Below are 14,739 nucleotides of genomic sequence, written 5' to 3'. Positions count from 1 at the left end.
TTAACCCTTAATTCTTAAATTATGAAAACATAGTACATCTAGAAAAAAGCATCCGAACCATAGTGCTAGTATGATTCGGATGAGAACTTACAAAACCAATCTATTTACAAGTAGTTTTATAAATCATACAAATTTATGAAAAACAAAAGAAAAACATTTAGCAGGAATGTTAAAAAGACAAGATTTCTGCTTTTTTTAAGTTTTGCGTGTATATCATCGATTTTATTTGCCAATGAAAAAGACTATGCACAACAAATCCATTTTACGTTTTCACTGAACAATGTCCGTATCCAATCTGTATTCGACCGTATTGAGAATGAAAGCGAATTCGTTTTTTTCTATTCTGACAAAGTGATAAATCCTAAAGAAAAGGTATCTGTCAAGGCTGAGAATGAGACTGTCAATGAAATTTTAGATAAAATATTACCGAAATATGGTGTGGGTTATACTGTCAACAATAGACAAATAATCTTAACTAAGACGTCTTCGGTAGAAACTGCTCAACAATCCAACAAAAGAAAAGAGGTAAGAGGCATTGTCAAAGATGAAGTAGGTGTTCCGATTATTGGTGCCACAGTCATGATTAAAGGTTCTACAACTGGAGTGGTGACTGACGTAGATGGTTTATATAGTATCATGGTTCCTTCTGATGAAACGATATTGCGTGTGTCTTATGTTGGGTATGTGACCCAGGAGATAAAAGTAAATGGACGTTCTACTGTAACCGTCACCTTGAAAGAAGATAGTAAGATGCTGGAGGATGTGGTAATTATAGGTTATGGTCAACAGAAAAAGAGTGGAGTGGTCAGTTCCGTAAATACTGTTTCAGCCAGTGAAATTAAGGCTCCGACTCGAAATCTAACTAATAATCTTGCTGGGCAGATTGCCGGTCTGATTGCCATTCAGCGTAATGGTGAACCCGGCAATGATAATGCGGAGTTTTGGATTCGTGGTACCAGTTCGTTTGCCGGAGGTACTAATCCGTTGGTATTAGTGGATGGTGCTCCCCGTAATATGCAGGACATTGAACCGGACGAAATCGAAACCTTCACTGTACTGAAAGATGCTGCTGCTACAGCAGTCTATGGTGCTGAAGGTGCCAACGGTGTTATCTTGATTACATCTAAACGTGGTAAAGCTGAAAAGCCCAGAATATCTTTCCGTGGTGAGTTTGGTATGGCTACCCCGACACGTCTACCGGAAATGTTGGGAGCGGTAGACCATATGACGTTGTTTAACGAAGCACGTCGCAATGATGGTTTGCCCGAAATGTATAAAAGTGACCTTATAGCTAAATATGCTTCAGGAGAAGATCCGGAACTATATCCGGATACAGACTGGTTTGATATGTTAAAAAATCATACATTTAATCAGCGCATTACTTTAAATGTGCGGGGTGGTTCCGGGAAAGCCCGCTACTTTGTATCTGGTGCTTATTTCCATGAAAGTGGTATTTTCAAGGACAACAGTATGGAGGAGTATGACTCCAATATAGGATTGACCCGTTATAACCTGCGCAGCAATATTGATATTGATGTTAGTAAAACCACTTTGCTTAGTATTGACTTAAGTGGGCAATATTCTCAACTCAACCAACCTGGTACAAGTACTAATGATATTTTTACCAAATTATCCTATTCAGCTCCCCATTTAACACCAATGTATTATTTGGATGGTACGGTTGCTGCTCCCGATGGAGCAAACTCTAACATAACTAATCCGTATAATCTATTAACTCATACCGGTTATCAGAAAAAATGGACAACCAGTATACAATCTACGGTAAAGCTGGAACAAAAACTAGATTTTATTACCAAAGGTCTGAAATGGATGGGGCGTATGAGCTTTGACTCTTATTCGCAATATTCTATGAAACGCAGTAAGGCTACTTCAGCCTATCATGCTACGGGACGTGATGAAGACGGGAATCTGCTTTACAAACAAGTAGTAAAAGGAGATAACTCTTTGAAAGATCCGGCAGAGAGCAATAGCGGTGACAAGAAGATATACATAGAGACTCAATTGAGCTACAACCGTCTGTTTGCAGGTAAGCATCAGGTGAATGCTATGCTACTCTATATGCAGAAAGAACAACAATACCATAATGAAGCTTTGGCTAACCGTAAGCAGAGTTTTGTGGGACGCGCATCTTATTCTTTCGATGAACGCTACTTCATAGAGGGAAGTTTTGGTTATACAGGTAGTGAGACTTTCGCTTCTGGTAATCGTTTTGGTTTTTTCCCTGCAGTAGGTGTGGCCTATCTGTTGAGTAATGAACCGTTCATGCCCGCAAGTTTTACTAATGTGGTAAATAAATTGAAGTTGAGAGTTTCTATCGGACGGACTGGTAATGATAATACTGGAGGCGCTCGTTTTCTTTATCGTGAGACACTAAAAACCGATGCGGGAGGATATAATATCGGTATCGGAGCGAATGGAGGGCTGAATGGAGTTGGGAATGGTATTGTGGAAGCACGTTTTGCTGCTCCTCTCTTGGGATGGGAAATAGAGAACAAACGGAATGTAGGTATTGACATCGGCTTGTTTGGCAATAAGATCGATTTGACATTGGATTATTTTAATAATCTTAGGACAGACATCTTATTGCAAAGAAAAACCTTGCCTTCATTAACTGGTTTCAGAGAAAGTCCGTGGGAAAATTATGGTAAGGTACGTAATCAGGGTATGGATGCCAGTTTGATAATGACAGAAAAGTTCGGGGATGTTCGATTGACATTTCGAGGTAATCTGACTTTTGCTCGGAATAAGATTTTAGAATATGATGAAGTGCCGCAAAACCATCCTTGGATGAATATGACAGGAAGCCGCTTGGGGTCTTGGAATTTGTACATAGCAGAAGGTCTTTATACTTTTGATGATTTCGATATCACGACTGATGCGGACGGGAAAAAGATTTATAAATTAAAACCTGGTCTGCCGGTATCCTCCTTGGGATCTACTGAGCCCGGAGATATTAAGTTGAAAGACTTAAACGGTGACGGAGTTATTAATCCCAATGACCAGACTCGTTATGCCGCCGATCCAAAGAACCCGGAATTAGTATATGGTTTCGGATTGAACGCAGACTACAAAGGTTTTTATGCCAGTGTTTTTTTTCAAGGTACAGGCAAAACTTCTACTGTTTTAGGACAAGCCAATGGACCGGGCTTCCATCCGTTTGCATGGGGAGACCGTACTTCGGGAACACGTATACAATCATTGAACCGTTGGTCTGAAGAAAACCCTAGCCAAAATGTACTTTTTCCACGTTTACATTCTTCATCCAATTTCAACAATCGTTCTGCCAATACCTGGTGGTTGCGTAACGCTAGCTTCCTGCGTTTGAAGAACATTGAAGTAGGTTATAATGTACCGGCCAAAACAGCAATGAAAATAGGCATGCAGGCTGCTCGAATTTATCTAATGGGATACAACATCGCTGTATGGGACCACATCGGTCTGTGGGATCCGGAAATGGGGAACAAGAATGACGGTATGGCATATCCGCTACCGCGTACATTTACTTTAGGAGTAGAATTCACCTTTTAAACTATAACAAAAATGAAAGCATTGAGTTTAATAAAAAATATCTATATCATCAGCATACTCTTTTTATTCACAGGATGTAGTTTTCTTGATGTGTCTGATGAGTTGGCAGGTAATTTAAATAAAGAAGAGGTTTTCAATGATCCGGTATATACCCGTCGTTGGCACCGCAATATTTTTACAGGTATACCGGACTATTCAAATATTCGGGTAAAAGATGTCAGTGGAGAATTAGGTTTGGGCAATCCTTGGGCTTCCTTGTCCGATGAATTGAATTTCGGTGATATGACAGAAGCCGGTTATGAGGTTCAAGGAGGATTTCACTCTGGTAACGGAAGATTTCATCGTTGGGTTACTTTATATAGACTGATTAGACAAGCTAATATTTTTTTAGCATGTAGCCATACTATTCCACAGGCTGGTGATCAGCTTGACTTTTTAGGTGATGAAGAATTGCAGGAGTTAAGGGCACAAGCACGTTTCCTCCGGGCATACTATTATTACCTGCTTTTTGAATTATATGGCCCCGTACCTTTATTGTATGACAATGTATTAGATCCATATAAGGATGAATTGGATCTTCCTCGAAATAGTGTAGACGAAGTAGTGAACTATGTGTGCGACGAAATGCAGAAACTGATAAATGAAGAAGGTGGGCTCAAGGAAATAGAGACAGATGAAAACCGTCTTGCTTTACCTACCAAGGGAGTAGCTTTAGCTATCATTGCCAAAATCCGTATTTTAGCTGCCAGTCCATTGTTCAATGGTGAGTATGCGGAAGCATTGTTGATAACCAACCACGATGGAAAAAGATTGTTTCCTGACAAAGACCCCAAGAAATGGGATTTAGCTCAAACTGCCATAGAGAATTTTCTGAATTTTGCCAATGGTAAATATGAGCTTTATCAAGAACAAGATCCGAATCAATCACTTTACAATCTATTTATGAAATATAATAAAGAGATTGTTTGGGCTTCATCCAAGACATTTTTCAACAAATTACCTGATTGGGGATATGATTGGGTATGTACTCCATTCTCCGAGCAAAAAGGACATCAAACTGCTGCTGTGATGCAGGAATTAGTGGATGATTTCTTTATGAAAGACGGACTTAGCATTGAAGAATCTCCTTTATATCCGGAGGAACCTGGATTTACCAAAGTTGGTGGACAAGACATTTATAATGAATGGATAAATAGGGAACCACGTTTTTACCAAAGTGTATTCTATCAAGGCAAAAAGTGGCAGGTGAAAAACAATGTCATCGAATTCTACTACGGTTCTAAAAACGGTGCGGATAAAACGTCGAATTTTCCTGCGACCGGATATTTACTATTCAAACGTACTTGTCGTAAATTGTACAATCAAGGTTCTAGTCCTAAAGTACAATATCGTCCATCAATCATCTTCCGCTTAGCCGATTTTTATTTGCTTTATGCAGAGGTATTGACAGAAACCGACCCCGCTAATCCTAAGATTCTAGAATACATTGATAAAGTACGTAAACGTGCCGGTATACCTCTACTACAAGACATTCGTCCTGAAATTTTAGGTAATCAGGAAGCATTACGCGAAGCGGTTCGTCGTGAGCGACGGGTAGAACTGTGTACGGAAGGACAACGTTTTTTCGATGTACGTCGTTGGATGGTTGCTGAAAAAGATGGTTATAAGCAAGGTGGCGATTTTTACGGTATGAATATGTTTGGTCCCAATGGTGACCGAAATGCTTTTTATAAGAAAGTATTGATTGAGAATCGCATATTTGAGAAGAAGAACTATTTGTATCCCATACCTTTAAGCCAAGTGCAAATTAGTAATCAAATGGTACAAAACCCATTGTGGTAATTGTTTTCAGGAAAAATGGCATGTGGTGGCTATTATGCAAAGTTATGTGTAAGAATAGCGATTACATGCCATTTTAAAATAGAAAAACACTTTAGACATTGTCCGCTTTTGAACGAATATTTTCAGGCATTCGTAATCACAAATTAGAATTATATTAATTACGTAATAAATTCATGGTACAATATTTTCTTTACAAGAAACAATATCAAATAGCTTTGGCAGTATTGTTCTATTTGACAATACTCGGATTATCCCAATCGATGGCGGCCCAAGAAACGATAGTTCCTCCCTATTCGGAAGATTACCAAATAGTAACCAACGACGGTGCTTGGTGCTGGTTTTCCGATCCCCGTGCCATTTATGTAGGCGACAATATATTCGGAGGTTTTGTGGACAAACAGGGGAGTATTTGGGCTTTCAGTTATGCCCCATCCACACAAGAGAGACAGCAGTATAAACTGTATGAGAGATTAGATTATGATGACCATGCCAACCCTTCCATCATGGTTCTTTCTGACAATCGTTTGGTACTTTTTTTCTCGGCACATGGTGGAACAAAGAACTCACCGATGTACTATCGAGTGAGTAAACGGCCGGCTGATATATCGGCTTGGGAGGAAGTGCAATCTATAAATCTGAAAATGAAAGGAAACTTGGGTATCTGTTACAGCAATCCGGTTCAGCTGTCGAGCGAAAACAACCGGGTCTATCTGTTCTTTAGAGGTCGTGATTTCAAACCGACCTGTGTCTATACGGATGATTTGAAGGCATGGAGTGATCCCATTAATATTGTATGCAATGACTCGGGATTCGGAAATGCGGGACGTCCCTATACTAAAATCACAACAAATCATAGGAATAAAATATTTTTTGCGTTTACCGATGCCCATCCCCGTGACCGTGCTACCAACTCCATTTATTTTATGATGTACAAAGACGGCAAATTATGTAAGGCAGACGGAACGGTGGTGTCTGATACATTGGGTAGTATTATGCCTTCCCTGGCCGATAAAGTGTATGATGCGACCAAGACATTTGATAAGGCTTGGATTTGGGATATTGCTTTTGATCGGGAGGAAAATCCTGTACTGGTTTATGCTCGTTTTTCACATGGTAATAGTATTCATTCCTATTGGTATGCCCGATGGAATGGGAAGATGTGGGAAAATCACAAGATAACGGATGCTGCCCAGTGCTTTATGCGTAATGATTATAATAATAAGAATTATCTTGAAACAGAAGAAAATTATTCGGGTGGCGTTTATTTGGATCATGAAAATCCGTCTGTTGTTTATACTTCCCGTCCTATCAATAATGTATTCGAGATAGAGAAATGGACATTTGTTGGTGGTGATAAAAAATGGCGTACTGAAGCTGTTACGGCACAATCCGAACTTGATAATGTACGTCCTTATGTAGTACGGAATTATAAGGTCGGGCAACCTTCCGTTCTGTGGATGTATAACTATAACTATCCACATTTTAAAAGATATAACTGTGCTATCCGTATAAATCAGAAAGCTAAAGGGTTCAGTGCAGAATGGAATAAGAAAGATGTCTCTGTGGTGGCCGATACTGTTTATCGTTGGGTGATGAAGGCTTCCCAACATGGTCGGGAAAACTTTAACCAAGGATGGAGATGTGGAGTCCTTTATAGCGGATTATACGATTGGGCAGATACGAGTGGTTCTAATGTTTATATGGATTTTCTTCATAAAATATGTTCCAGGTTTTCTTGGCAATTAGGTAATAGAATGTATAATGCGGATGACTATTGTGTAGGACAGGTTTATTTAGATATGTATACGAAATACAAAAAGAAAGAAATGCTGATACCTACCAAGGCTCGTATCGACTGGATTATAACCAATCCACCGTTGGAGAATATTGACATAACTAAGGGACCGAGTGATCGCTGGTGGTGGTGCGATGCCTTGTACATGGCTCCTTCTGTATATACTCGTTTGTATACTTTAACTGGTGAGAAAAAATACCTGAAATTTGTCCATAAGGAGTTTTTGGCTTGTTATGAACATTTGTATGATAAGGATGAACGTCTATTTTTCCGTGATGCTGGTTATTTTGACAAAAGAAATGCAGAAGGAAAGAAGATGTTCTGGAGCCGAGGTAATGGATGGGTATTAGGCGGATTGGTGGAAATCTTAAAAACATTACCTTTGAATGATAACAAGTTCCGTCCGTTTTATGAGCAGTTATTCCGTGAAATGAGTGAAAGAGTCGCCTCTTTACAAGGTGATGACGGCTATTGGCGTAGTGATTTATTAAGTCCATCTATTTATCCGATGCCGGAGACAAGTGGTACAGGGCTATTTACATACGCTATGTTGTATGGTATCAATGCAGGTATTTTAAATGTTGATGTGTATCTTCCTATTGTGAAGAAAGGTTGGGAAGCTATGGTAAAAGCAATAGATACAGGAGGTAAAGTGGGGTGGACACAATTGGTTGCTTCTAAACCGGGATCTGTAGAAAAAAAAGATAATCGTGAATATTCTGTAGGGGAGATTTTAATGATTGCTTCGGAAATAGATCGATATTTAGAGAAAAATAAATAGAAAGAAAAGGTTAAAAAGAGAAGAAAATGAAATTGGGTTTAATTGTTTTAACATGTTTGGCTTGTACACTTTTTTCATGTAGCGATAAAAACGAAAGTCAACAATGGGTTAGTAGTGGATTTGATCGTGCCGAACAACAACTTTCCGCTCAACTGAAAGCTGTATCAGAACCAATCGTATATCCCCGAACAATACGGAAAGATGGAAAACTGAGGGCGACTCCTATAAATGATTGGACTGAAGGATTCTATCCCGGATGTCTTTGGTATATGTATGAATATACACAGAAGCAGGAATGGAAGGATGTTGCTGTCAAATGGACCGAACCTTTGGAACCGTTAAAGAAGCTGACTAATCATCATGATATCGGTTTCTTGATGTATTGTAGTTTCGGCAATGCTTATCGGTTAACGGGTAATGAGATCTACAAGGATATTTTGGTGGAGTCAGCTCGTTCATTGTGTACACGTTTCAATGAAAAGATCGGATGTATTGAGTCCTGGAACTACAGAAAAGCCTGGAATGGTAAGGATGAGTGGTTTTATCCTGTGATTATTGATAATATGATGAACTTAGAACTTTTGTATTTCGCTTCTAAAGTGACTGGTGATACCATTTTTGCACACGTGGCCAACACGCATGCAGAGACGACAGCCCGTAATCAGTTCAGGGAAGATTACAGTAATTATCATGTGGTGAATTATGACGAAGAAACAGGGCGGGTACTTCATCGGGCTACTTGCCAAGGGTTCTCTGACAATTCAACTTGGGCACGCGGCCAGGCATGGGCTATTTATGGATATACGATGGCATACCGTGAAACAAAGCGAAAGGATTTTTTGGATATGGCAGTTCGCACGGCTGACTTCTGGTTGAACCATCCCAATTTGCCGGAAGACGGTGTACCTTATTGGGATTTTAATGCCGGGCAGGAAGGGTATGTACCAGACTGGGATTATTGTCCCGAACAATTCAAGGTGGTTCCCCGTGACGCTTCGGCTGGGGCGATTGCAGCCTCGGCTTTTTTGGAATTGGCAGATTATATCCCCGATGGAGAAAAATATGCCAAGGCGGCAGAACATATCTTGAAATCGTTGTCTTCTCCAGAATATCTGGCAGAAACGGGGACAAACTGTAATTTCATCTTGAAGCATTGTGTGGGAAGCATACCTCATGGAAATGAAATAGATGTACCGTTGGTATATGCCGATTATTATTATCTGGAGGCTTTGTTGCGGTATATGAATAAATAGGATTCCTTTGGTTTCATGTTTTTCATGCACTTCCTCTATGGAATCATTATTTTTCCATTTACGATAATAATAGTAGACTGTATTCCAAGGAACGAAGTCACAAGAAAGCATGTACCATTGACAGCCGGTTTTTACCAAATAGAAAATACCATTAAAAAGAGAATGTTTTCGTTTACGGTCTCTAAATGATTTTCTATAACTTGCCACTGTTTATCAGTTAGGTCAGTACGATATCCCATTTTATTACTTTTTAAATATGATTTGGTCGTTATATTTGAAGATAAGAAATTGATAGGAGACTGCCAACTGATAGACTTTTAAATTAAATCAAAACAGTATCTAACCTTTTTAATATTATTTGATATCATGAACTATAGGAATATTTCATTATCCGGAATGGCTTGTATGTTTGGACCATTCCTTGCTTCTGCTCAACAGGCAGAGAAACCGAATGTAGTGGTAATCATGGCCGATGATATCGGTTATGGTGACTTGAGTTGTTATGGTGAGAAGACCATCCACACACCTAATGTGGAAAAGTTGGCTGATGAAGGTGTAATGTTTACAGATGCACATTCTGTGGCTGCTACCAGTACGCCTTCACGTTATTCTTTTCTGACCGGGCACTATGCTTGGAGACGTTCGGATACCGGTGTAGCTCCCGGTGATGCAGGTATGATTATCCGTCCGGAGCAGTATACAGTGGCCGATTTGTTTAAAGAGGCGGGGTATGCGACGGCGGCAGTAGGCAAATGGCATTTGGGAATAGGAGACAAGATTGGCGAACAGAATTGGAACAAGTTGATTGAACCGGGTCTGAAAGATATTGGTTTTGATTATTCGTACATTATGGCCGCAACAGGAGATCGTGTCCCCTGTGTGTGGTTGGAGAATGGCAATGTCGTTGGTCTGGATCCCAATGACCCTATTTATGTGAGCTATAAGAAACCTTTCCCCGGTGAACCTTTGGGGAAAGACCATCCGGAACTATTGACGGTGATGAAGCCCAGCCTTAATCATGGGCACAACCAAGCCATTGTCAATGGCATTTCCCGCATCGGATACATGAAAGGAGGTAAGAAAGCTTTGTGGAAGGATCAGGACATTAATGACAGTATTGTAGCACATGGGATCACTTTTATGGAACAGCATAAGGATAAACCTTTTTTCCTGTATCTGGCCACCAATGACGTTCACGTGCCTCGTGTTCCACATCCCCGGTTTGCGGATAAAAGTGGTATGGGACCTCGCGGGGATGCACTGGTAGAGTTTGACTGGACTGTGGGCCAAGTGATAGAAACCTTGGAGCGGTTAGGGATACGTGAGAATACTCTGATTATTCTAACAAGTGACAATGGACCTGTGGTGGATGATGGTTATCAAGATCAAGCGGTTGAGTTGTTGGGTGATCATCGTCCTTGGGGACCCTTCAGAGGTGGGAAATACAGTAACTTTGAGGCTGGTACCCGCGTACCTTTCATTGTCAATTGTCCGAGTCGGATAAAGAAGGGGACTTCTAAAGCGTTGGTTTCGCAGATTGATTTTCTGGGAACCATGGCAGAATTCCTGGGTATGGACCTGACGAAGGAACAGATGAAAGACAGTAAGGGAGAGTTGGATGCCTGGTGTGGGAAAGACCGGAAAGGCCGTAATTATGTGGTAGAATATGCAGGGGCATTGTCCGTATCCAACGGGAAATGGAAATACATCTATTCCAATAACAAGAGTACCTATAATAAACTGACAAATACAGAGTTGGGAAATGCTCCTGTAGAACAACTGTATAACCTGAAAAAAGATAAAGGGGAGAAAAACAATGTAGCAGGGAAATATCCGGATAAGATTGCTGAGTTGAAAGCCTGTTTGGACGCTATCCGTTAAGTTGGTAGTAAATTGTTTAATTTTTGCAAGGAGTTTGTCATGAAGAAAATAGGTTTATTAATTATCTGTGTGCTGATCGTTTTATGCGGATATGCTGATGATTTTCGTTTTTCGACAGCTGGTTTTTATGAATTGCCGAATATGGGGCGTGAAGTATATTCCTTGAATCAGGCGTGGAGGTTTTGGAAGGGGGATGTAGATGGGGCGCCTTATGTGTTGGATTATGATGACACAGATTGGGAAGTAGTTTCGATTCCCCATGGTTTGGAATATTTGCCTGTTGAAGCCAGTGGTGGTGCCAATTATCAGGGAGTGGCATGGTACAGAAAGCATTTTACTCCGGCCGACAGTCTGAAAGGTAAGAAAATGTTTGTCCATTTTGAAGGTATCATGGGCAAGAGTGAAGTATATGTGAATGGTAATCTCGTGAAAAAACATTATGGAGGTTATCTGCCCGTCATATTGGAGGTAAGTGACTTGTTGAAATTCGGTGTTGACAATGTGATAGCCGTTAAGGCTGACAACAGCGATGATCCGACTTATCCGGTAGGAAAAGAGCAGAGCTTGCTGGATTTTACTTATTTTGGAGGTATTTACAGGGATTGTTGGCTGGTGGCTCATAACAATATTTTCATAACGAATGCCAATTATGAAAAAGAAGAGGCGGGAGGATTGTTTGTCTCATATGATAAGGTATCTGATGTGCGGGCAACGGTAAACTTGAAAGCCCATATCCGTAATGTTTCGGGAAACAACAGCCGTATGGCCGTCTGTTTTTCTTTGAAGACTCCTCAGGGAGAGGTTGTGAAAGAGGTTGAAAAGAATTTGACGGTTATGAACGGTAAGGCCAGGTATGTAACGGCTGCTATGACAGTGGATTCGCCTTTTTTATGGTCTCCGGAATCTCCTTATCTATATCATTTGGATATTTGTATCAAGAACGCTTCGGGACGTATTTTGGACGGGTATAGGCAGCGTATCGGCATACGGAGCATTGAATTTAAGAAAACGGAAGGATTGTGGTTGAACGGAAAACCTTATAAAGGAAAGATTATGGGAACCAACCGGCATCAGGACTTTGCTGTATTGGGTAATGCAGTCCCTAACTCGTTACAATGGAGGGATGCCAAAAAACTGCGCGATGCAGGTATGAAGGTTATCCGTACCCACTATGTGATAGACCCTGCCTTCATGGATGCCTGCGACGAATTGGGGTTGTTTGCCTTGGTCGAAACACCGGGATGGCAATTTTGGAGTGATGAGCCGGTCTTTGGTGAGCGTGTCTATTCGGACATACGCAATATGATACGTATCCACCGTAACCATGCTTCATTGTTCTTTTGGGAACCGATTCTAAATGAAACGCACTATCCGGAAACGTTTGCCAAACGTGCGTTGGAGATTTGCGAAGAAGAGTATCCGTATCCTTACAGCATAGCTGCTTGCGATCATGGAGCTGCCGGTGATCATTATTATGATTTGCTGTTGCGTCCGATAGAGTCCGAACTTCGTAGTGACAAGACCTACTTCATACGCGAATGGGGAGACAATGTTGACGACTGGAATGCCCAGAATTCCGATAGCCGTGTGGCACGTGGATGGGGAGAAGTGCCGATGCTGATGCAAGCGGAACATTATGCTAATCCTGATTATCCTTGCTTGTGTTATGAAACCATTTGTCAGAAGCCATCCCAGATAGTGGGTGCCTGTTTCTGGCACTCGTTCGACCATCAGCGAGGCTACCATGCCGATCCGTTCTATGGTGGTATTATGGATGCTTTCCGCCAACCCAAAACTTCTTATTACATGTTTATGTCACAGCGTGAAGCAGAAAGAAGTGATTTGTTGGCTGATAACGGACCGATGGTCTATATCGCTCATGAGCTGACACCTTTTTCACCAAAGGACATCACGGTTTATTCCAATTGTGAAGAAGTACGTTTGACGGTTTTTAAGGATGGTCAGCGTTACACTTACAAGAAAGATTTGAAGCATGAAGGAATGCCTTCACCGATCATTCGGTTTACTGATGTTTTCCGTTTTATGGAATGGAAAGCTAAAGCACGTGCAGGAAAACAAAATGAAGCTTATCTGTTGGCTGAAGGATTGATGAACGGTAAGGTTGTGACGACTCACAAGCGGTATCCTTCGGGACAAGCCGATCATATTAGACTACGCATTGATGATGAAGGAATGGGGTTGAAAGCCGATGGTTCGGATGTGGTAACTATAATAGCTGAGGTAGTGGATAAACGTGGTACCGTGAAACGTCTGAACAATTCCATTATCCGTTTTACAGTGGAAGGTGAAGGTCGTTTGGTGGGCGATGCGGTAGTTGGTGTGAATCCAATGCCGGTGGTATGGGGGTCTGCTCCGGTTTTGATACAATCAACCGGCTGTGCAGGAAAGATTAGGGTTACAGCAGCATTGGAGGTACCCGGACAAGTACGTCCGCTGGAGGGAGTACTGAAATTTGAAAGTGTACCGACTGGTTTGCGCCAGATTTATGATATGGATGAAATGGATGATACAGGTGAGCGGAAACAGTCAATAATACAGAATATATCCCTCAATGAATTGGAAAAGGAAAATGCACGTTTGCGGAAAGAACTAAACCGACTGAAAGTAAAAGAGGTGGAAAAACAGCAAACGCAATTTGGAATGGGAATCAATGATTGACAATATTGGGAATAAAAATAGTATGAAAAATAAAAAGGAAAAAACTGAAAGATTGTAGTTGAATTGGTTTGATTAGTATAGTTGGAGCAACCTCAATAAGTGAGGCTGCTCTAACTAAAAATGATAATAAGGGATTACAAGTCTCCTAAAACTGTTGGATGATCAAAATGCCAGCTATAAATTATTGTTGAAGAAAATTCAAGCAGGTTTCATATATAAAGCATTTTTCTGTTTACAGTAATTTAAATTCATATCCTTCCTCTTTCAAAAACTCTATCGCGCGGGGTAGTGCGTATTGCAGGTTTCCGTTGCACCAAGACTTCAGCGAGTCATGAAAGGTAATGATAGATCCATTACGTGCATACCTCATCACATTTGCAAGCACTTGTGGCCCCCGGAGCTTCTTACTGTAATCACGGGTCACCAAATCCCACATCACTATTTTAAAATGGCGTTTCAGTTTCATGTATTGTCCTGCAAACATGTGTCCGTGAGGAGGACGGAACAATAACGGATAAAGAACCTTTTCCACATTACAGTTGATATCTCCACCCATTTCCATAAAGATTTTCGCTTGCTCTGTGTTTCCTAAATAATTTTTGGCGGTATATTCAAATCCCCGGATATGATTGAATGTGTGGTTGCCGATACGATGTCCTCGCTCCACAACCATCCGAAATTCATCGGGATGCTTACGTATATTGTCGCCTACCATGAAGAAGGTGGCTTTTATGCCATGTTTATCAAGTAAATCGAGTACCCAGGGCGTTACTTCAGGAATAGGTCCATCGTCGAAAGTCAGATAAACGGCTTTCTCGTTCGGATCCATTCTCCAGAGGGCGCTGGGATATAGCTTGCGAAAAAACTCCGGCGGTTGTTCTATAAACACGTGGTTAACAATTTTGATCCCCCTTTCCCTTTAGGGGAAGGGGGATGGTTTTACTTTATATATCAGGAGC

General features: G+C 40.9%; 7 protein-coding genes and 1 pseudogene. 6 read left to right on the top strand and 2 right to left on the bottom strand.

Going from position 1 to position 14,739, the window contains the following annotated elements; translation table 11 throughout:
• The first annotated feature begins 135 nt into the window (after positions 1–135).
• The 4 genes from C1A09_RS01540 to C1A09_RS01525 all read left to right on the top strand — a co-directional run bounded on the left by C1A09_RS01540 (position 136) and on the right by C1A09_RS01525 (position 9,220).
• Entirely contained in the window at positions 136–3,549 is a 3,414-nt protein-coding gene (locus C1A09_RS01540) for a TonB-dependent receptor (protein ID WP_101541976.1), read from the top strand.
• A 12-nt stretch (positions 3,550–3,561) separates the two neighbouring features.
• Positions 3,562–5,391, top strand: a complete 1,830-nt coding sequence (locus C1A09_RS01535; protein ID WP_101541975.1) for a RagB/SusD family nutrient uptake outer membrane protein — start codon at positions 3,562–3,564, stop codon at positions 5,389–5,391.
• Between the two features lie 173 nt (positions 5,392–5,564).
• The gene (locus tag C1A09_RS01530) at positions 5,565–7,967 is read left to right on the top strand and encodes a glycoside hydrolase family 88 protein (protein WP_233519839.1); all 2,403 of its coding nucleotides are present in this window, start codon (positions 5,565–5,567) and stop codon (positions 7,965–7,967) included.
• 26 nt (positions 7,968–7,993) lie between these two features.
• Positions 7,994–9,220 (top strand): glycoside hydrolase family 88 protein, encoded by a 1,227-nt coding sequence (locus C1A09_RS01525; protein ID WP_101541974.1) that lies wholly within the window; start codon positions 7,994–7,996, stop codon positions 9,218–9,220.
• 84 nt (positions 9,221–9,304) lie between these two features.
• Here C1A09_RS01525 and C1A09_RS16685 read toward each other — a convergent pair.
• Positions 9,305–9,427 (bottom strand): annotated as a pseudogene (locus C1A09_RS16685) (IS5-like element ISRso1 family transposase); the annotation flags it as partial.
• Between the two features lie 189 nt (positions 9,428–9,616).
• Here C1A09_RS16685 and C1A09_RS01515 point away from each other — a divergent pair.
• Both C1A09_RS01515 and C1A09_RS01510 read left to right on the top strand, forming a co-directional pair.
• Positions 9,617–11,101, top strand: a complete 1,485-nt coding sequence (locus C1A09_RS01515; RefSeq protein ID WP_245874953.1) for a sulfatase family protein — start codon at positions 9,617–9,619, stop codon at positions 11,099–11,101.
• 39 nt (positions 11,102–11,140) lie between these two features.
• On the top strand, positions 11,141–13,780 hold the full coding sequence (locus tag C1A09_RS01510) for a glycoside hydrolase family 2 TIM barrel-domain containing protein (protein WP_101541972.1): 2,640 nt from the start codon (positions 11,141–11,143) through the stop codon (positions 13,778–13,780).
• Positions 13,781–14,012: 232 nt separating this feature from the next.
• On the opposite strand, the gene C1A09_RS01505 is transcribed toward C1A09_RS01510, so the two are convergent.
• The gene (locus C1A09_RS01505; RefSeq protein ID WP_101541971.1) at positions 14,013–14,669 is read right to left on the bottom strand and encodes a polysaccharide deacetylase family protein; all 657 of its coding nucleotides are present in this window, start codon (positions 14,667–14,669) and stop codon (positions 14,013–14,015) included.
• Between the last annotated feature and the right edge of the window lie 70 nt (positions 14,670–14,739).

The sequence above is a fragment of the Bacteroides cutis genome (genome assembly GCF_900241005.1).
Lineage (GTDB): Bacteria > Bacteroidota > Bacteroidia > Bacteroidales > Bacteroidaceae > Bacteroides > Bacteroides cutis.
This window is presented reverse-complemented; position numbering and strand designations above follow the sequence as displayed.

Bases quoted from the DNA above. Each gene is read 5' to 3' on its own strand.
- C1A09_RS01540 (WP_101541976.1), top strand. From the start codon at position 136: ATGAAAAACAAAAGAAAAACATTTAGCAGGAATGTTAAAAAGACAAGA.
- C1A09_RS01535 (WP_101541975.1), top strand. From the start codon at position 3,562: ATGAAAGCATTGAGTTTAATAAAAAATATCTATATCATCAGCATACTC.
- C1A09_RS01530 (WP_233519839.1), top strand. From the start codon at position 5,565: ATGGTACAATATTTTCTTTACAAGAAACAATATCAAATAGCTTTGGCA.
- C1A09_RS01525 (WP_101541974.1), top strand. From the start codon at position 7,994: ATGAAATTGGGTTTAATTGTTTTAACATGTTTGGCTTGTACACTTTTT.
- C1A09_RS01515 (WP_245874953.1), top strand. From the start codon at position 9,617: ATGGCTTGTATGTTTGGACCATTCCTTGCTTCTGCTCAACAGGCAGAG.
- C1A09_RS01510 (WP_101541972.1), top strand. From the start codon at position 11,141: ATGAAGAAAATAGGTTTATTAATTATCTGTGTGCTGATCGTTTTATGC.